At 35.7% G+C, this 18,852-nt stretch carries 14 protein-coding genes, 1 tRNA gene and 1 pseudogene; 8 read left to right on the top strand and 8 right to left on the bottom strand.

Annotated features, from left to right (window positions below):
* Positions 1-185: 185 nt before the first annotated feature.
* A tRNA-Met gene (locus tag ACFIJ0_RS07110) sits at positions 186-262 on the bottom strand.
* 163 nt (positions 263-425) lie between these two features.
* On the opposite strand from ACFIJ0_RS07110, the gene ACFIJ0_RS07105 reads away from it, so the two are divergent.
* Together ACFIJ0_RS07105 and ACFIJ0_RS07100 are read left to right on the top strand one after the other, a co-directional pair.
* On the top strand, positions 426-1,382 hold the full coding sequence (locus ACFIJ0_RS07105; protein ID WP_375623092.1) for a Gfo/Idh/MocA family protein: 957 nt from the start codon (positions 426-428) through the stop codon (positions 1,380-1,382).
* Between the two features lie 49 nt (positions 1,383-1,431).
* Positions 1,432-2,550, top strand: a complete 1,119-nt coding sequence (locus tag ACFIJ0_RS07100) for a DegT/DnrJ/EryC1/StrS family aminotransferase (RefSeq protein ID WP_375623082.1) — start codon at positions 1,432-1,434, stop codon at positions 2,548-2,550.
* Between the two features lie 324 nt (positions 2,551-2,874).
* On the opposite strand, the pseudogene ACFIJ0_RS07095 reads toward ACFIJ0_RS07100, so the two are convergent.
* Both ACFIJ0_RS07095 and ACFIJ0_RS07090 read right to left on the bottom strand, forming a co-directional pair.
* Positions 2,875-3,517 (bottom strand): annotated as a pseudogene (locus ACFIJ0_RS07095) (hypothetical protein).
* A gap of 27 nt (positions 3,518-3,544) precedes the next feature.
* Entirely contained in the window at positions 3,545-4,141 is a 597-nt protein-coding gene (locus ACFIJ0_RS07090) for a DUF1134 domain-containing protein (protein ID WP_375623080.1), read from the bottom strand.
* A gap of 216 nt (positions 4,142-4,357) precedes the next feature.
* Here ACFIJ0_RS07090 and chpT point away from each other — a divergent pair, with 216 nt between their 5' ends.
* Positions 4,358-4,996: a histidine phosphotransferase ChpT gene (gene chpT, locus ACFIJ0_RS07085; RefSeq protein WP_375623079.1), complete on the top strand. Its 639-nt coding sequence runs from the start codon at positions 4,358-4,360 to the stop codon at positions 4,994-4,996.
* A gap of 224 nt (positions 4,997-5,220) precedes the next feature.
* On the opposite strand, the gene ctrA is transcribed toward chpT, so the two are convergent.
* On the bottom strand, positions 5,221-5,922 hold the full coding sequence (gene ctrA / locus ACFIJ0_RS07080; protein WP_015856677.1) for a response regulator transcription factor CtrA: 702 nt from the start codon (positions 5,920-5,922) through the stop codon (positions 5,221-5,223).
* Between the two features lie 565 nt (positions 5,923-6,487).
* On the opposite strand from ctrA, the gene ACFIJ0_RS07075 reads away from it, so the two are divergent.
* Positions 6,488-6,874: a flagellar export protein FliJ gene (locus ACFIJ0_RS07075; RefSeq protein WP_375623077.1), complete on the top strand. Its 387-nt coding sequence runs from the start codon at positions 6,488-6,490 to the stop codon at positions 6,872-6,874.
* Positions 6,875-7,020: 146 nt separating this feature from the next.
* Here ACFIJ0_RS07075 and ACFIJ0_RS07070 read toward each other — a convergent pair whose 3' ends face one another.
* Positions 7,021-7,296 carry a DUF1153 domain-containing protein gene (locus tag ACFIJ0_RS07070; RefSeq protein ID WP_015856675.1) on the bottom strand — a complete coding sequence of 92 codons (276 nt, stop codon included), beginning with the start codon at positions 7,294-7,296 and terminating at the stop codon, positions 7,021-7,023.
* Positions 7,297-7,694: 398 nt separating this feature from the next.
* On the opposite strand from ACFIJ0_RS07070, the gene mnmA reads away from it, so the two are divergent.
* Positions 7,695-8,918 carry a tRNA 2-thiouridine(34) synthase MnmA gene (gene mnmA / locus ACFIJ0_RS07065; RefSeq protein WP_375623075.1) on the top strand — a complete coding sequence of 408 codons (1,224 nt, stop codon included), beginning with the start codon at positions 7,695-7,697 and terminating at the stop codon, positions 8,916-8,918.
* A gap of 278 nt (positions 8,919-9,196) precedes the next feature.
* Here the strand turns inward: mnmA and ACFIJ0_RS07060 are convergent, their stop codons facing one another.
* The gene (locus tag ACFIJ0_RS07060; protein ID WP_375623073.1) at positions 9,197-10,006 is read right to left on the bottom strand and encodes a TrmH family RNA methyltransferase; all 810 of its coding nucleotides are present in this window, start codon (positions 10,004-10,006) and stop codon (positions 9,197-9,199) included.
* Positions 10,007-10,771: 765 nt separating this feature from the next.
* Between ACFIJ0_RS07060 and ACFIJ0_RS07055 the strand changes: the two genes are divergently transcribed.
* Positions 10,772-11,680 (top strand): cation diffusion facilitator family transporter, encoded by a 909-nt coding sequence (locus tag ACFIJ0_RS07055; RefSeq protein ID WP_375623071.1) that lies wholly within the window; start codon positions 10,772-10,774, stop codon positions 11,678-11,680.
* A 1,297-nt stretch (positions 11,681-12,977) separates the two neighbouring features.
* On the opposite strand, the gene ACFIJ0_RS07050 is transcribed toward ACFIJ0_RS07055, so the two are convergent.
* Positions 12,978-13,814: a DUF1460 domain-containing protein gene (locus tag ACFIJ0_RS07050; protein WP_375644296.1), complete on the bottom strand. Its 837-nt coding sequence runs from the start codon at positions 13,812-13,814 to the stop codon at positions 12,978-12,980.
* 770 nt (positions 13,815-14,584) lie between these two features.
* Between ACFIJ0_RS07050 and ACFIJ0_RS07045 the strand changes: the two genes are divergently transcribed.
* Positions 14,585-15,805, top strand: coding sequence for an MFS transporter (locus ACFIJ0_RS07045; protein WP_375623067.1), 1,221 nt, complete (start codon positions 14,585-14,587; stop codon positions 15,803-15,805).
* 888 nt (positions 15,806-16,693) lie between these two features.
* On the opposite strand, the gene carA is transcribed toward ACFIJ0_RS07045, so the two are convergent.
* Positions 16,694-17,890: a glutamine-hydrolyzing carbamoyl-phosphate synthase small subunit gene (gene carA / locus ACFIJ0_RS07040; protein ID WP_375623065.1), complete on the bottom strand. Its 1,197-nt coding sequence runs from the start codon at positions 17,888-17,890 to the stop codon at positions 16,694-16,696.
* Positions 17,891-18,147: 257 nt separating this feature from the next.
* On the opposite strand from carA, the gene ACFIJ0_RS07035 reads away from it, so the two are divergent.
* Positions 18,148-18,600, top strand: coding sequence for a GatB/YqeY domain-containing protein (locus tag ACFIJ0_RS07035; RefSeq protein ID WP_375623063.1), 453 nt, complete (start codon positions 18,148-18,150; stop codon positions 18,598-18,600).
* Positions 18,601-18,852: the final 252 nt, after the last annotated feature.

Genomic DNA, 18,852 nt, shown 5'->3' with positions numbered 1-18,852 from the left:
GGCTTTCAATGACCTTTAAATAAGGTCTTTGAAGACCCTTTGAGAGCACCTTTAAAACTCTTTGAAAAAAATAAATTGCTAAAAAACCTAGTGGCAAATTATACAAAACCTGCTGGCAAGCTACACAAAACCCGCTGGCAAGCTACACAAAACCCGCTGGCAAGCCACACAAGCTACAAAAGCAATGGTAGCGAAGGAGGGATTTGAACCCCCGACACAAGGATTATGATTCCTCTGCTCTAACCTACTGAGCTACTTCGCCAAAATAAGCAATTATAATTGTAAATAATTACATCTTTTGCGGATATAAGGGGTAGAATAGTAAGATGTCAAGCATCGTTTTTAAGCTTTTCTCTTGTCATTCTATTTTATCCTCGATATGTAAAAGTGTAATTTTATATGATAAAGTAAGGTAAGGCATGAAAATGGTGCCACGTGTAGCGGTTTTAGGATGCGGTCATTGGGGTGAAAATCATATACGGACACTCCACTCTCTCGGGGCTTTGGCAGCAGTTTCTGATATTGATAATGATCGTGCTGCTAGTTTTGCAACGATGTATGGTGTAGAGCTTGTTACACCAGATGATCTTTTTACGCATCGAGATATTGATGCGCTGGTATTAGCATTGCCGCCACAATTGCATACGCAAAATGTGCTCCGTGCTGTTAAAAATGGTAAAGATGTTTTGGTGGAAAAACCAATAGCCTTGAATGTTTCTGATGCTAAACGCCAAGTTCAGGAGGCTGAGGCTTATGAGCGAGTTTTTATGGTGGGCCATATTTTACGTTTTCATCCGGCTTTTGAAAAAATGTGTGAATTGGTGAAAAACGGAGAAGTGGGAGATGTGCGGTATATTTATTCTCATAGATTAGGCTTTGGAAAATTTCACACACACAGTGATGCTTTATGGGATCTTGCTCCTCATGATCTCTCAATGATTTTGGCGTTGACAGGATGTGAACCTTCCGAAATTCGCGGTGAGGGGGCTGCTGTCGTCGATCAGATTTCTGATTTTTCTCATATTCATATGACTTTTCCAAATGGTGTGCGTAGTCATCTTTTTACTTCACGCTTGAGTTCTTATCGTGAGAGGCGTTTAACTGTTGTTGGAACAAAGGCTATGCTCGTTTTTGATGATATGGAACCATGGAGCCGTAAATTGGCAATGCACCATTTTGCCGTTTGGAAAGAAAATCAAGAGTGGGCTTTTAGCATGGATGAGCTGAATTACATTGATGTTTGTGAAGACTTGCCGCTTACTCGCGAATTACGGCACTTTCTTCATTGTATTGAAACGCGTCAACCACCTCGTACAAATGGTGATGATGCTATTGCGGTTTTACGGATTTTAACAGCTGCTGGTGTCAATTATGATAGATAAAAGAGATAGGTAGCGCTTTTGCATTCTTGTGATGATCAATGGAGTTAATATGCAATTCATCGACCTTGGGGCGCAGCGTGCGCGTATTGAAGATAAAATTAATTCTGCAATTGCGCATGTGGTCGCGAGTGGTAAGTATATTTTGGGGCCAAAAGTAACAGAATTTGAAGAGAAATTGGCAGAATATCTTGGTGTTAAACATGTGATTGCATGTGCTAATGGAACAGATGCTTTGAAGATGCCTCTTATGGCTAAAAATATTGGTCCAGGGGATGCTGTGTTTTGTCCTAGTTTTACATTTTCAGCAACGGCTGAAGTGGTTGCTTTGGTGGGGGCTGAGCCTGTTTTTGTTGATGTTTTACCTGATACATTCAATATTGATGTTGAAAAACTTTCTTACGCTATCGAAATGGTAAAAAAAGAGAGTCGTCTAAAGCCAAAGGCTATTATTGCCGTTGATTTATTTGGGCTTTCTGCTGACTATGTGGAAATTTCTCAAGTGGCAGCAAAGGAAAATCTTTTTGTAATTGAAGATGCTGCTCAGTCTATGGGTGGAAGAAGCGGTAATACTATGTGCGGTGCTTTTGCTGATGTGGCTGCTACAAGTTTTTATCCTGCAAAACCATTAGGATGTTATGGCGATGGAGGCGCTATGATGACCAATGATGATCATTTTGCAGAACTTTTACGCTCTATTTTGTTTCATGGTAAAGGTGAAACGCAGTATGACAATGTACGTATTGGTATGAATTCGCGCCTAGATAGCATTCAGGCTGCAATTTTACTAGAAAAGTTTGCGATCTTTGAAGATGAAATGGAAAAGCGTGTAGAAATAGCTCAACGCTATTCCAATGGCTTAAGAGATATTGTTACAGTTCCAGAAATAGGAGAAAATATTCGTTCTGCTTATGCACAATATACGATTAAGGTAAAAGAACGTGATAAATTAAAAGATTTTTTACAAAAAAAATCTATTCCTACAATGGTTTATTATAAAACTCCTTTACATCAACAGCCAGCTTATAAACACTTTTATTATGTAAAAGATTCCCTTTCTGTTTCAGAGTCTTTAGGAGAGTGTGTTTTGAGTTTACCAATGCATCCTTACTTGACACAAACGGATCAGGATATGATTATCCAAAAAATAAGAGATTTTTATCACTCTTGAGAGCGTGTTTTTATCCTTAAAATTATGGTAAAAGCTCTATTGGTGACCCTTCTTAGAAGGTATTTTTTGTTAGAGTGTGTAACCAATGTTTTTGGTATTATTTGCTTTCTAAGACCTATGAAATGTTGTCCTTTAGGTTGGTAATATGATTAGCAAGTGAATCTGCTAGACAAGAAGATATTTTTTAACATAACGGTATAGGTTAAGAAACTTTGTTCTTTAGCTTAGCAAGAAAGTCACGTTTAATAAAAGAATTTGGGTTATGAAAGTTACAATGAACCTTTGTTGATTTTACTCTTCATTTAAGGTGTTTTAAAAGATAACTTATTTAACGGGGTTTTTGGAGAGAAAAGTTATTTTTTTGCGAATACGTGATGCTAGGTCATTTTTGCTTTTGGATTTTTGAATCAATGTGTTGATGGTTGATGCATCCCCCTCTTGTAGCGCTATTTGAGCTGCCAATGTTGCTGCAAGTTCTTTTGTTTCTTCACGGAGTTCTTCCAGCAATTGGTGGTTAGCAGTCGTGTCAAGCTCATGAGTTTGGATTTTTTGTAAACGTTGTTGATAGTGTGCGATTTTTTCTCGCATCGTGTTTCTTTCCTTTGAAAGTGTGTATCGTGGCGATATTTTGTTTGATTGCTATCGCTTCTTTGGTGAGAGTGTCTTGTGTGGGGAGGCATACCCGATAAAATTGTTCTGTTACTTGGCTCAGTTGTATTTGTTGTTGGGCGTATTTTTTTTGCAAAAATTCGTACTTTTGTTGGTTGTTTGCTAATTCTACAGCATGTTGTGCACGGAGAAAATCGTGATTTGCTTCTATTTCCGCGAGTGATAATGGCATTTGCGCACAAACATCTTTATACGCAAAATGAACGGCTTTACGCCAAATGAAAGGAGACAAAAGCACCAGTAACCAAGAAGTGAAAGCAACTCCAAGAATAAAAAAAAGAAACGATTGAATAAGCATAATACCCCTTTTCAAATAAGAATACGTTTAAAACGGATTCCATGTCGGTCTAGGTGTTAATTTTAAATATCCTATATTGATACCAAGTCGTGCGCCGATTCCTGTACGTATTGGGATTAACAAGGTATTATGGTATTTGAGGACATGAAAACCAACACCTGCAATTAAATAGGCCGAACCTGAAATACCACCATAGCGTCTCCATAAATTATTTATGCTATTAAGATTGTAAACTAAGATCATTAAACGGGAGCCTTGTCCGCCAAAATCCCATCCTACTGAGGGACCTTGCCAAAAAACTTTATGTTGACCATAGCTTTTGGTAAAAACTCTTCCTTCGCCATAGGTTAATCCAGCAAAAAAGGCACCAGAAGCTTCTTCTCCTAAAATATAGGCATTGGGATAACCGTATTGTGAAAAAATATTTTGAATTGCAACAGCCAGACCACTGACTGTTTTTCCAAAAAAAATATGACCAGAATCAATAATTTCTTGGAGTGAATAATGGGGTTCGTTTTGCTCTATTGGTTTTAGTTGAGCATGTGCAGTGTTTATGGTGATGAATAAAAGGAAGATTAAAGATATAATATTTTTGTACCAGTATTTGAGCACAGAGAGAGCCATGGAGTTTTCTCCTTTTATTAGTGATAAACAAAAAGATAATATTAGAATTTTCATTCTATTCAAATAAAAAATAAGATATGAGGTTATTTAAATTCTTGAATTTATTTCTGAATTTTTTTTAGCATAATTGTTAATGTTTCCTATTATGCATCAGATGTTAAGAGTTTTTCTTTAAAATAAAGTTTGTTTTTTTGAATCTAGGAGTTTTCAATCATTATGACGTTAGATGTTTCTTTGAAGCCTATGGATCTTGCTGCTTTGCTTTGTAGTCGTATTTGCCATGATTTGATTTCACCTGTGGGGGCTATTCAAAATGCAATGGAGCTTTATGATGAAGGAGGAGCTGAAGAAGATGCTTTACAATTGGTGCGTTTATCCGTTGCGAGTGCTGCTGCACGTCTACAATTTGCGCGATTGGCTTTTGGTTTTGCTGGTGCAAGAGGAGGACAAATAGATACACGGGCTGCAGAGCAGGTTGCTCAACAATATATGCAAGAAGAAAAAGCAACTTTAAAATGGCAAGCTTCTTCTTTATTGTTACCAAAAGATGAAGTTAAACTTTTGCTTAATTTATTATTGATTGCAAACGCAACAGTTTCTCGTGGTGGTGAAATTGTTGTTATGATTTTTCAAGAAGAAAATAAACGTTCTTTTCGATTTGAGGTTTTCGGTAAAACTCTCCGTATACCCCCTCATTTTCTTGCGTTATTTCGTGGAGAAGTTCAAGAAGAGCTTATTGATGCACATGTCATCCAATTTTATCACACAATGTTACTTGCTCAGATGACAGAGATGAAAATAAATATTGATGAAAGTGATCGTTGTATTGTTTTAGAAAGTGTAAAAAAGCTTTGAATAAGAGAGAAGCGCTTAAGCCGTGTTGGGAAAAGTGGCTTCGATTGAACTTAATGAGCGATAGGGTTATATGTGTAAATTTGGTGTGGTTACTTCTTAAGCTTTAAGCGCTTTCTATATGAGATTTTTGGTGTGCGAGTTTTCTACTTTTAACAAAGAAAAGATCTCGGGAAAAAATCTCGGCCCGCTACATTCCGAGATTTTACAATGTGCATGTTCACTGCTTAAGCGGTTTTTCGTACGTTCTCTTCAACTGGATCACGTAATACATAACCACGTCCCCAAACAGTATCAATGTAATTTACACTAGAAGAGACTGCTTCCAATTTTTTCCGCAATTTACAGATAAAAACATCGATAATCTTTAGTTCTGGTTCATCCATTCCACCATAGAGATGATTGAGAAACATTTCCTTGGTAAGGGTGGTGCCTTTGCGTAAAGAGAGAAGCTCTAGCATTTGATACTCTTTACCGGTTAAATGAACGGGGCGTCCTGCAACTTCGACGGTTTTTGCGTCAAGGTTAACGGTGAGGTCACCGGTAACAATAACCGATTGTGCATGTCCTTTAGAACGACGAACAACTGCATGGATACGTGCAATGAGCTCATCTTTATGAAAAGGCTTCGTCATATAGTCGTCTGCTCCAAAGCCAAAACCACGGACCTTGTCTTCAATGGCATTCATACCAGAAAGGATCAGGACAGGAGTTTTTATTTTTGCCAACCTTAGAGTCCGCAAGACATCATACCCTGACATGTCAGGGAGATTCAGATCAAGCAAAATGATATCATAATCATAGAGTTTTCCTAAATCGATACCTTCTTCACCCAGATCAGTGATATAAACATTAAAGTTAGCCGACTTTAACATCAACTCAATGCTTTGAGTAACTGCTCTATCATCTTCAATTAATAATACGCGCATTTTAGATCCCTCACTTCGCTCCTTCACGAATCATAAGGAGCATTTCTATTTTATAATCAGTTAGCAAAACCACTGCTATAAAAACAATTCATGAAATCAAACACTTATAACAAAGTGTTTATGAATATTTCAGTAGTACGCGTAACAATCACTACTAAATTCCCCACTATCCATGATAGTGGTTAACAAAATATTTTTATTTTTGAAAGAGGCTACAAAATTATTTTAGAAAAATCGCATATTTTTTAACATAATAAAAAAGAAGGGCTTTTTCTATAAACTTTAACTTAAAAAAATTTGTAAAAGAGCATTATAAATTACTTTTTTACAATTTCAGTGTTTGTTTACTGAGCTTTAAACCTCTTCATTTTATAATGGGGGGGAAGTAAAGAAATAGTTATTGCTCTTTAAAGCAGATTGTATTTTCAGATGCTTTAATGAAAGTTGAAAATTATTATAATTTCAAGTCAATATAGACTGTTTTTGTCGGATAGACATATAACTAAAAGATATTTATTGGGTGTGAATGCGAGTTTTGAGTTGGAGCAATCAAGGAGTAGTGAGTATGAAGCCACGAGAAAATATGGTGCGATTGAGGATGTTTCAAGTGCGTGGAAAGCGCCGTGAAATTGCACAGCTTGAGATGATGATCGCAGAATTTGAACGAATGGTGTTAGAGCTGGAAGCACAGATTACTAATGAAGAACGTAAATCTGGAAATAATGATGTTCACCATTTTGCTTATTCTGCTTTTGCGCGTGCAGCGCGGCAAAGACGTGATAATCTGATCAATTCAATTCGTGATTTACAGCTTCAAAAAACAAACGCTGAAATTGCTCTCCATGAAGCTAATACGGAGCTGCAACGTGCACAGCTTTTGGAAGCACGAGAAAAGAAGATTGTTGCGGATGATGAGGATATTTTGATTCAATCTAATTCAATGGTTGGCTAATTTAATGGCTGGATGATAAAAGCAATTATTGAAAAATCCATTCTTTCAGATTTATCTTTTGGATATAGTATAAAACAGCCAAATTTTTATCAAGTTTGGCTGTTTTATAAATTCCTTTATGTTGTCGAATCGTAATCAATGGCAACTTAATGCCTATAGTTTTGAATCTTGGTCGTTCGTAATCCCGCTAAACCGTGTTCATCGATCAAACTTTGCCATGAAAGAAATTCTTCTACAGTCAAAGTATAACGTTGGCACGCTTCATCAAGACTTAACAATCCACCTCTGACAGCCGCAACAACTTCAGCTTTGCGACGAATCACCCAGCGCCGTGTTGTTTGCGGCGGTAGGTCGGCAATTGTAAGCGGACTTCCATCTGGCCCAATAACATATTTCATTTGTGTTTTTATTAAATTGGTCATTTGTATCCTCTACCTTTCGTCAAGGACTTGATTCGTTTATAGAGCATGAAATTTAAAAAAGAGCTAAACGCGCTGAAAGAAAAAATTAATAAAGTGATTGAGAATGTAAAAAGAAGCTCAAGTGCAGTGTAGAAGAGATTCTTGTAATATTTTACCATATTTTAAAAAGAACAAAAAAGGTTTTATAAAAGGATTTCTCCCAAACGATTGTCATTATGCCTTATTTCTATCATTCTTTTTTGTTTGCAGCAGCTTTTAAGAAAGTAATGCCTATGGTTGTGGAAAAGATAAAAAAACAATATAAAGACAATCAATCGTGTAAAAGTGCTGAAGAGTGTGCATCAGAATGTTAACATATGGGTAGCCATTAAACAGAGCATTAAATAGAGAATGAATACATGTTTTTAAACAGTCTTGATTTACCAGGACGACCTAAGGATTCTCGCATTGTTGTTGCAATGTCGGGGGGGGTTGATTCATCGGTTGTTGCAGGTCTTTTGAAAAAGGAAGGGTATAATGTTATTGGCATTACGCTGCAGCTTTATGATCATGGGGCAGCAACGCATCGGGTGGGGGCGTGTTGTGCAGGACAAGATATTGAGGATGCACGCCGCGTTGCAGAAACATTAGGAATACCGCATTATGTTCTTGATTATGAAAAGCGCTTTCGCGAAGCTGTTATTGATCCTTTTGCAGAAAGCTATGCTCATGGAGAGACACCAGTACCATGTATTGCATGTAATCAAACGGTTAAGTTTTCTGATTTATTAGCGACGGCACGCGAATTGGGTGCAGATGCTTTAGCTACGGGACATTATATTCGCTCGCGTTCCCACGGAGCACATCGAGCACTCTTTCGTCCTCTCGATAATGATCGTGATCAGAGTTATTTTCTCTTTGCAACGACACAAGAACAGATTGATTATCTGCGTTTTCCACTTGGTGACCTTCCAAAAGCCCGCGTTCGTGAAATGGCAGCAGAAATGGGCTTTGTGGTTGCCAATAAGCATGATAGTCAGGATATTTGTTTTGTTCCACAAGGAAAATATTCAGATGTTATCGCAAAATTGCGTCCAGAAGCAGCTAATCCTGGCGTTATTGTCCATATTGATGGAAAGATTTTAGGTCAACATTCGGGAATTGTTAATTATACGGTTGGTCAACGTCGTGGTATTGGGGTGTCAACGGGTGAAGCGCTTTATGTGGTTTATCTCGATGTGGAAAATGCACGTGTTATTGTTGGACCGCGTGAAATGTTAGAAACGCATAAGCTTTTTTTACGTGACGTGAATTGGCTTGGTGATGAGTCGTTAGATAATTTTCCTTCTCAAGGTATTGAGGTGGCTGTAAAGGTGCGTTCAACGCGTCCTCCTCACCTTGCGCGCTTACATTATAAAGAAGGTATTTTTTCCGTTGATTTATTGGAATGTGAAAATGGTGTGGCACCAGGGCAAGCTTGTGTTCTTTATGATGGAAATGGTCATGAGGCGCGTATTCTTGGGGGAGGATTTGTAACACATTCAGAACGTGCGGCCGATACTGAAATGATGTTGAAGCGCGTTTTATGTAATCTCAAAACAAAAGATTCTGTTTCCTCTGAATTAAAAACAACAACTTCATAAAACATAGTCAATTGATTTATAATAATAATTTTTAACCTTAAATTTGAATGAGAGACTTCCAGAAGGTTTTCTCATTGAAAGTTTGTTGTACGATTGAATCCATCAACATTATGTCTTCTGCACGTCATAAGCGAGATTAGGGTGTGGAAAGTAATGAAAAAAATATAAAAATGTTTTTTAATCAATGCTTTCAAATGCTAGGGAACAGCAACATTATTGGGGACTAGTAGATAACATACAACATCGGATATGTTTTACAACTTAAAGTGTTATCATCTTTAGTGGTCAAAGTTGGTAAAATGGGCAAGTGCAATACCTGAGGCTGTGGCAACATTAAGGCTGTCAAAACCGTCAGTCATGGGAATACGTAAGGTTTTTGATTGTTGGAGTATATGGGGTGGTAAGCCATCACCTTCTGTTCCAAAAATAAGTGCCATTCTTTTGGTTTTGTCGGCTTGCTTAAGAGTGTGTGAGGCAGAAGGGGAGAGTGCATAAAGATGAAAGTTTTCATCGTTTAGAGCAGCTATAATGTCATTTATATCAGCGTGTTGCGTATAGGGTACTTTTAAAGCAGCGCCGGCAGAAACTCGTATTGATTTGCGATAAAGTGGATCGCATGAAGTTTTGTCGACAATAATGCCATTACTGGCAAAGGCTGCTGCATTACGAAAAATTGATCCCATATTATCGTGATTCGAGATACCACATAAAACAAGAATCAAAGCTTTTTCTGGAAGATGTTGTAAAAAACTTTGTAAGGATGGTAGTGTTTTGCGTTTACCAATACCCAGAACACCACGATGGATATGGAAGCCGGTGATATTATCCATAACTTTTTGTGGAACACAATAAATAGGACATAGAGGCTGTGTTTTTTCTAAAAGCGGTAGAAGTCCAGAGAGACGGTTTTCTACGATGAGTAGTGAGATGGCAGAAAACTCTCTCGAGTGCAGTAATGCGGACAATGTTACTTTGCCTTCAGCAATAAATTGATGTTGTCGTCCAATAAGATCTTTTTCACGGATATTATGATAGGCTTTTAGGCGTGGATCATCGGATTCATTGATTGTTGTGATATTCAAATGCATGCGAGATTTTTAGTGCTTTTTTATTATGATTTCCAGATGTTAGAATTTGTTTTATTTTAAAAAAAGAGATAAAAAAACATTATTTTAAAACTTATGGTAGAATTTATGTTGACAACATACAACCTTAGGTATAGTATGAGAATACTGGTACGGAATCATATATTGTTTTCGTATTAGGTGCAGTGTCTTGGGTCCCCGCTATTTCCCAAGTTCTGTATGCCCTTAATTTCTAAGGGAAAAGAATCTGGGTCCCCAATGCCCAGATTCTTTTTTTGAGGGTATCATTGTTCTTCTTTTTTATATCTCAATTTTTTAGTAAATGATATTTTAAAATCCTGTTGACCTGTAAGGTTACAGTAGAGTGCTAAGATATTTTTTCTAAGGTGCAAAGATGGCTTATAGATGGGTTATAATGCACATCATAAGACTGAAAAATAACGCATGATCGTGATACATTTGAGCAAAAACAAGTTTTTCGTTTATGAGACATGAGATGGCTTTAAGTTATTCAGAAAATGATTAATAATGAATGTGATGTGTTTGATTGCTCTTGGGAAAGCTCTTTTTTTATTATTTTCCTCTCTTCTTCCTTTATTGGTGCTGTTCGTGTAACTGAGCAGTTTTTACAATAATAATGGTGAGCTGAGGCGTTTATTGTATGATGAAGCTTCTGTAATATTGAGGAAATATTGTCGATATGCCAAAAGTATAGTTATATGGTTGAAAATATTAATCCCTTATTTCGTGAAGAAAAGGATGAGGTTCATGGATGTAAAAATCAATATACAAAGCTTAACTTTATACTCTATTTTTATTGCGTGTATTGTTTTTGTTTTGAAATATTGGGCATATTACATCACAGGTTCGGTTGCACTTTATTCTGATGCATTGGAATCAATAGTTAATATCCTTGCGTCATTGGCAGCATGGTGGGCTGTTAAAGTGAGTATGAAGCCAGCGGATCATGATCATCCCTTTGGACATCATAAAGCAGAATATTTTTCCGCAATTCTTGAAGGGGTACTCATTATTATTGCGGCAATTGTTATTTTAAGAGAAGCATGGATAGCTCTTTCTACCGTTAAATTATTGCAGAAGCCTGGAATATGGTTTGTTATTCATCTTATTGCAACTGTCATAAATTGTATGTGGGGAATGGTTCTTATTTGGCAGGGGAAACACCATCGCTCTCCGGCTCTTAAAGCTGATGGAATGCATTTTATAACGGATGTTTTTACTTCGCTTGCAATTTTAATTGGTCTGATTGCTGGTTTTTTAGGAGGATGGGGAGTTTTAGATCCAATTTTAGCGATAATCGTTGCCGTTAATATTCTTTTACAGGGCTGGAAGGTGATTAGAAATGCTGTTCAGGGATTAATGGACGTTGGCGTTGAATTGAATGAAAGCATGCGGATTCGGGAGCTGATTTCTGCAAATGCATCGGGTGCGCTTGAGGTCCATGATTTACGGACGCGTGTTGCTGGGAGGGTTACTTTTATAGAGTTTCATTTGGTTGTGCCTGCTGTAATGCAGGTAGGAGAAGCACATAAAATTTGTGATAAAATCGAAGGTGTTCTTCAAAAAGAATTTGATAATGTGCGTATTTCTATTCATGTCGAGCCTGAAGATGAGGCAAAATTGCCTCCCGGTACAACGGTGATACCTTTTATATAAAAAGATTTTTCAAATTACCTGTCATGTTATAGGGATTGTTTTTATGATGGGGCGATTCATACCTCTCGAAAATACAATGATGCTCTTTCATTGATTTAATTTTTGCATCAATCAAGTATAAAAGGTTAAACAGAATATTTAAGGCAAGATTTATTCTATTTCGTTAAAACACTGTCATTTAAGGTGTGGTCAGAAAAGGCATATAAAATTTGATCTATTAAGTGTTTTTAGAGTGTGAAGTCAATATTCAAAATAGGGCTTGCCGGTGTATTCTTGTGTAAGTGAATCTTATGAAATGGTTAGCAGCTTAAATTCACTTAAGAGAATGGATTCTTAACAGACTGTCGGGAGTAGTTGTTTCGTTTCTTAGAGCGAAGAAGAATGAAGTTTTCGTAATAAGTTTAATGAGATTTAATTATAAATTTTATATAAAAGTTATGAATAGAATTTTAAAGTTTGTGATCATAAATTAATCATCATTATTGTTGCTAATAAATGTGTTGTTTTATCGATACAATGTGTTTTGTTTTAAGTGTTCTTTATTGCATGAAGGATGGGGATTCATTAAAGAATGAAAAAAGAATAATGCTCATATCTCTACTCTGTAAAGGATATTATTGTCGTTGCTCTAGAAAATCGCAAAGCTGCACTAAAGAATGATACTAAAGATAGAAACTGGTTTTTAATTGGTGCCTTCATATTTTCATTCCAATCTGGCATCAAAATTTTATAATGACTTGTACAGTACTGGTGCATCCTAATCATAAATATGCTGCTACATCAGGGATATTTTAATTTATAGATAACAAGAAAAAGTAAAGACTTTATGAGGAAAACAATGCTATAAAGTCAAAAATTTATACGCAATAAATTAGAGAGATAGATCGAATTTTTATAAAATACTTTATGAGACAACAACCAAACATATCTGGCGTTACTTTTACTTATTTTTACAAACGTTCGTCTATGTCTTTTGCATTATATTCGTAAAGATCAGATTAGCGGTAATTTATAGATAATTCTTTGTTGAGAATTAGAAGGAAAGCGTGATACTATAATAGAGTTTTGCCTGTCTTTATCGTTCAACCAGTAAAAGTGATTACAAATCCCTGATTTCTTCACAAGTAATTTTGTTATAACTATAAACAAATTTATTAGATCAAAACAACTTTTTTCTCTTAAAACTGTAAACAAATATATTGTATCCGTATAGCGTGAACGAAGTTAGATCTTTACCTGAATAACTACAGTATATCTTTTTAAGAATAGGAAGATATTTCATATCGCTATGATGTTATTAAAGAGCTCTTAAAACAATGATTCCTGGTGTTTTTTTCACATAATCTATAAAAGGAGAATCAACGACTTTTTCGTTTGCTTTTCGTGAAGAAGCATTTCTTAACATTGGCCCTTTATCTGTCATGATAAAGAAGCCCACATGTGTTACATCCAAGCCAGCAAGTTTCGTATAAATACCAATAAAATCACCAGACTTTAAACGACCTATAATCTCCTTATTAATAAAGCTACTTGGAATATATGTTATCGTGCGTTTGACAACTGGCAACCCAAGTAGATAGCTTCCACCATCAGCTTTTTTGTTGAGATATTTTTCTGTTTTTACCGCGTGGGGACTTATTTCAGTGGTAATATCAGTGGCGAGTTTATATTCTCTATAAGCCCAGTCCGTAAAAAAATGTTTCCGATTTAAAAAATGAACATTGCCGTTAATATAACGCGTTTTTATGACGTTATTTATGAATTCTGTTTGGGATGTTGATTTGCATAATGCTTCAACATAATCCAGATAAGTGAAGCAATCTAAGCCTCTAAAATCAACAATCAGTTTTTCTGGTGTATTTTCTGAGCCATGTAACATATTTGCTTGGTAAGGTGTCCCTAAAAAAGCTTCAGAAAGAAAGTCAATTAGTGCCCCTTTTTCCTGATAATTTGTTTTTGAACGTTTTTTGAGAAGAGCATTTAATTTATTTAGAGTATAGGGATCTAGGGTTACGTTGGTTTTTTGTTGTGTTTTTATTTTATTTCCTAAAATACTCTCTTGTAAATCAGAATCCTGAATATCACATCCCGTTACCAGCATTAAAATAAGAATTAATAGGGATATTTTTCGCATTTTATACACCCTTTTTGAATTAACAGTTCATGACTAACTATTTATAAAAATACTATTTTTAAAATGCTTATCATGATCATCGTTAGATTTAATGGTAGCATATAATTATTAAGAGCATCAATGAATATAAAGATATAATCATGTTTTTTAAGGTTACACAAATTGCAAGCGATATGAATAGTTTCTAAGATTACAGAATTAAAAAATATTTCTCTAAATATACTTATTTTTTAAATAAAAATGATTGTCAAATAAATACTTTTAAAACTATGATGAGCTTTTTACGTTGTTAAGCTATTCTGGTGATGCAGCTTTAATCTTATAGCACATTCTGAGGATGAGAAAAATTTTTAAGAGCTTATTTTTTAAAAGGTTTCAATTGCTATAGAATATCTAACGTATCAAATGGAATTGAGATTCCTGAAAATGGTGGTATGAGAAGGGGAAATGATGTCTGATAAAATCCATCATAATGTCTTTAAAACTATTGGAAATACTCTGTGTTTCATGAAATTTTGTTCATGAGCTGGTCGCAGAAATGTTTTGTTTGTATAATGCAAAAAATATTTTTTATGCTTTGATAATGATATATCAATTAAAGATATACCAATTAAAACGTAATTTTATATTTTTATCTTGACTCTTACTTAAATTTTTACTCTGTTATTATTTTATATATGAAAAGTATATGGTATAGAATACTTTTAAAAGGGAAAGGGAGTTAAAAGATAGCGGGGAAGTAATTGTATGCGTAAAATAGTGTGTATGTTATGCAAGACCAAATGCTCAATCCGAAATTTGTTCAGCGTGGGCTCATTTTAGTATTCATCACTTTATTGTTAGATATTCTTGGTATTGCGATCATTTGTCCTGTTTTGCCTGAATATTTTTCTCAATTAACTGGAAAAGATGTCAGTACATCTTTTGTAGAAAGAGGGAAATTACTTGCAACTTATTCAGTGATGCAGTTTTTGTTTGCTCCTGTTATTGGCAATCTCTCTGATCGTTATGGTCGTCGTCCTATTTTGCTTCTCTCTATTATCTGCTTTGCTCTTGATAATCTCATATGTGCTATAGCATGGAGCTATTCTATGTTATTTATCGGGCGTCTTTTGTCAGGGATAAGTGGCGCTAGTTTTGCAACTTGTACAGCTTATCTTGCGGATATATCCGATGATAAAACCCGTACACGCAATTTTGCTCTTTTAGGCGTTGCATCCGCATTGGGGTTTATTTTAGGATCGTTTATTGGTGGTTTTTTAGGTCAGTTTGGCCCGCGTATTCCGTTTTATTTTGCTGCTGGTTTTTCATTCATTAATTTTATTTTTTCTTGGGTTATGCTTCCAGAAACTCTTTCTCTATGGAATAGGCGCTTTTTTGATATTAAGCGAGCAAATCCCTTGGGTGCTTTTTGGCACCTGAAACAATATCCGATGGTTCTTTGGGTGTTATTGGTCTTTTTTCTTTATTGGTTTGCGGAATCTGTATGGTTAAGCATTTGGGCTTTCATTGCAAAAGAACGCTATAATTGGAGTTCTTTTTCTATTGGGCTTTCCTATAGTGTTTTTGGGATAGTCCAATTTATTGTAGTCGCTCTCATTTTGCCTTATTTTTCTAAACGATGGAGTGATTGGCATATTGTTATAGTGGGGCTTTTGTTTTCTTCTGTTGCTATGCTGGGCTATACATTTGCAACGCAGGGGTGGATGGTTTATATGGTTTGTGCGTGTACAATGCTTGAATATCTTGTTCATGCACCTATGCGTGCTATTGCTTCAGCGCAGCTACCGGCAAATGTACAAGGAGAACTGCAAGGAGCGATGACATCTGTTATTTCGTTAAGTTTAACATTTGGTTCTGTTTTTTATGTGTTTCTTTTTGAATGTTTTACAGATAAAAATGCACTGTTTTATTTTTCTGGTGCTCCTTTTGCTGGAGGCTTTTTTCTTCTGGTCGTTGCGACAGTTATTTTTGCCTTGCGGGTACGTTAATTTGTTGAGAGAGGGCTGGTACGTACTATTTTGCTAAAGAATGCACAAGATAAACAAAATGTATCGTTTTATAGGCAGAAAGTTTTTTGTGATATTGTTTGTATAATGGAGTTCGTATTTTTTCTATTGCTTTCAAATTAATATCCAGTACTAATGCAGTAACATATTGAAAACAAAGATTAAAACGTATCTACGTTAGATGTATCAGTACTGTGCGAACAATTCCAAATTTAATAAAGTTGTAAAATTGAAAAGCCGCTTCCTGTTTTGTCATCACTTTTTTATTCGGCTTTATAGCTTTCAAGACTATCTACGGTAATATCTTTTAAAAAGTAGAGATTTGTTGCATTGTCTCACACTTTAATTTTTTTATTCTTTAATAGGAATTATGCTTCTCATGCAAAATATAATGCTTAAAATTGTATTGTGAATCCAATACTTATTTGAAGGAATAGCTTTCAATGCGTTCGCACTAATTTTGCGATAGTGCCAATGAAGAATATAAGGTAAAAGTTACTGTTAATGATATAAGATCCCCTGTATATTGCTCCCTTTACGTATATAAAAGATGCAGTATCATCGTTCACTTTGCCAGTTTCCAATGTTCCGATAGCTCTTAGCTCTTGGTATGGTTAGGCACTTTACTCTTTTTAAAAATGTTTTTATTGGCACACTTATCTTGCTTGGGGGAAGCCAATGGTTTTGATGGATACAATCCTAAGAGGAGAGGAATGAGAAAAATTTAAGCTATTCAGTACTCTCATTTTAGTTACAAAATGATAAATAATAACACTTATTCAATAAGTTGTAGGTATAAAAATAATATAATTGTGCGTAGGAATATGATATAATTTAAAGGAGAGAAGCTAGAAGGTGAGGCATTTTATTTTAAGATATTTTTTTATAATTCATAATCAGATCACAGAAATGCTGAAAGAGATAGTGGCTATCTTGTGGTCCAGGAGAAGCTTCGGGGTGATATTGAACAGAAAAAACTGGTTTTCCAATGATTCGAATACCACAGTTTGAACCATCAAAGAGAGAAATATGTGTTTCTTGAACATGTTGTGGTAAAGAGCCAGAATCTACGGCAAAACCGTGATTCATCGATACAATCTCAACTTTTCCAGTGTTGAGGTCTTTAACTGGGTGGTTGGCACCATGATGTCCTTGGTGCATTTTCACGGTTTTTGCACCAACCGTAAGAGCGAGAAGTTGATGACCAAGACATATTCCAAAAATTGGTAAATTATGATTAATTAATGTTTTGATCGTTGGAATGGCATATTGAGCCGTAGCTGCAGGGTCTCCTGGTCCATTAGAAAGAAAAACGCCATCAGGGTTCATTGCTAGAATTTCTTTTGCAGTTGTGTGGGCAGGCACAACAGTAATGCGTGCTTTTTGTGTTGCCATAAGGCGAAGAATATTGCGTTTAATACCATAGTCAATTGCAATGATATGAAGATTGTGCACATTGTTTGTACCGTATCCTTTATTCCAACTCCATGGTTTTTCATCCCATTGCATTGATGATTGAGATGTTACGTCTTTCGTAAGGTCAAGATTGATGAGACCGTGCCATTTTTGCGCACGTTTCTTTAAAGAAGGAATATCAAAATTTCCATTAGAATCATGTGCAATGACAGCATTTTGCGTACCTTTTTCACGAATAAGAATTGTGAGCGCACGTGTGTCAATACCACAAAGTGCAATAATTTTACGCGTTTTAAGCCATTGATGAAGATTTTCATTGGCACGATAATTTGAGGGATGTGTAATGTCTGCCTTGAAAATAGCGCCAACAGCACCATGACAATTGAGAGGAGTGAGAGCTTCAATATCTTCACTATTTGCCCCTACATTTCCTATATGAGGAAAAGTAAAATTAACGATTTGTTGTGTGTATGACGGGTCTGTGAGGATTTCTTCATAGCCCGTGATAGCGGTGTTAAAACACACTTCAGCTTCAGCAATACCTGTAGCACCTGCTCCTTTGCCTTCAATAACGGTTCCATCAGCTAAGACTAAGAGGGCTGTCGGTTTTTTGATACTCCAAGGGCTGCTAGGTGAAGTCGTTTGTATCATAGTTGTATCCACAATTTACTCTCAGAAAGGTATAATGATCAACTTTACACAAAAATCATACCTTTAACAGATGCTGTGTATATTATTCTGGTAACGTTTCGCTTGAAATAGGCAGTATAAGTACATTCCATGAAGAGGTAAAGCCTTGTTTTAGCTTTTCGAAGATCGAGTCCTTAATTATTTTTTTATCCTCCATTGCAAGATGGATAAAGATTGGTTAAAAGGCACTTTTTTCTTGAACAAAATTGGATAAATTTATGTTGCGTAACCAGCTTGATGGGGCTCTTAGGGATGCTTTGAAAGCGCAAGATAGTGCGCGTCTTGCTACACTTCGTTTAATGGATGCTGCAGTTAGGGATCGTGATATTCTTTATTATGATCAAGGGAAGCTAGAAGTGGATGATCAGCAGATACAGTCTGTTTTCACTAAAATGCTTCAACAACGTGAAGAATTGACGCGAGTCTATAAAGAGTCTGGTTGCTTGGAATTAGAAGAGAGAGGACAAGCAGAAATAGCAGTTATTCGTGAATTTCTTCCCTATCAACTTAAGGAGATGGAAGTAGAACAGGTTCTTTGTGAAGCTTTGTCACAAACAAAAGCTGAGAAATTACGCGATATCGGTAAGGTGATGGCATGGCTTAAGGAACGGTATGCGGGGCAAATGAATTTTTCTAAAGTGTGCGATAGTCTTCGTAAGAAATTGCAATAGATCTTATTAATTCAAGAGGATTGGAAAATATTTTTTATTGTGCGTCGCCTTTGTAAGTCAGTGGGATGTTGGTAAATGTCATTTATCTTGTACATACATACTATTATCAAAAAATAATTTTTTTGATATAAACGAATCTTTTTTGGAGCTCATAGAGCAATAAAATATCTTTTATTTATTATATTTTTCTGTTCTTCAAAGCTGTTAGATTATTTGAAAAACAAAAAATTACAGATTTTTTACTTTTTAAAA

Source organism: Bartonella sp. OC68QHHN (assembly GCF_042193875.1).
Classification (GTDB): domain Bacteria; phylum Pseudomonadota; class Alphaproteobacteria; order Rhizobiales; family Rhizobiaceae; genus Bartonella; species Bartonella grahamii_A.
This window is presented reverse-complemented; position numbering and strand designations above follow the sequence as displayed.

Excerpts from the sequence above, each read along its gene's own strand:
- ACFIJ0_RS07105 (WP_375623092.1), top strand. The coding sequence starts at position 426 with ATGGTGCCACGTGTAGCGGTTTTAGGATGCGGTCATTGGGGTGAAAAT.
- ACFIJ0_RS07100 (WP_375623082.1), top strand. The coding sequence starts at position 1,432 with ATGCAATTCATCGACCTTGGGGCGCAGCGTGCGCGTATTGAAGATAAA.
- ACFIJ0_RS07090 (WP_375623080.1), bottom strand. The coding sequence starts at position 4,141 with ATGGCTCTCTCTGTGCTCAAATACTGGTACAAAAATATTATATCTTTA.
- chpT (WP_375623079.1), top strand. The coding sequence starts at position 4,358 with ATGACGTTAGATGTTTCTTTGAAGCCTATGGATCTTGCTGCTTTGCTT.
- ctrA (WP_015856677.1), bottom strand. The coding sequence starts at position 5,922 with ATGCGCGTATTATTAATTGAAGATGATAGAGCAGTTACTCAAAGCATT.
- ACFIJ0_RS07075 (WP_375623077.1), top strand. The coding sequence starts at position 6,488 with ATGAAGCCACGAGAAAATATGGTGCGATTGAGGATGTTTCAAGTGCGT.
- ACFIJ0_RS07070 (WP_015856675.1), bottom strand. The coding sequence starts at position 7,296 with ATGACCAATTTAATAAAAACACAAATGAAATATGTTATTGGGCCAGAT.
- mnmA (WP_375623075.1), top strand. The coding sequence starts at position 7,695 with ATGTTTTTAAACAGTCTTGATTTACCAGGACGACCTAAGGATTCTCGC.
- ACFIJ0_RS07060 (WP_375623073.1), bottom strand. The coding sequence starts at position 10,006 with ATGCATTTGAATATCACAACAATCAATGAATCCGATGATCCACGCCTA.
- ACFIJ0_RS07055 (WP_375623071.1), top strand. The coding sequence starts at position 10,772 with ATGGATGTAAAAATCAATATACAAAGCTTAACTTTATACTCTATTTTT.
- ACFIJ0_RS07050 (WP_375644296.1), bottom strand. The coding sequence starts at position 13,814 with ATGCGAAAAATATCCCTATTAATTCTTATTTTAATGCTGGTAACGGGA.
- ACFIJ0_RS07045 (WP_375623067.1), top strand. The coding sequence starts at position 14,585 with ATGCAAGACCAAATGCTCAATCCGAAATTTGTTCAGCGTGGGCTCATT.
- carA (WP_375623065.1), bottom strand. The coding sequence starts at position 17,890 with ATGATACAAACGACTTCACCTAGCAGCCCTTGGAGTATCAAAAAACCG.
- ACFIJ0_RS07035 (WP_375623063.1), top strand. The coding sequence starts at position 18,148 with ATGTTGCGTAACCAGCTTGATGGGGCTCTTAGGGATGCTTTGAAAGCG.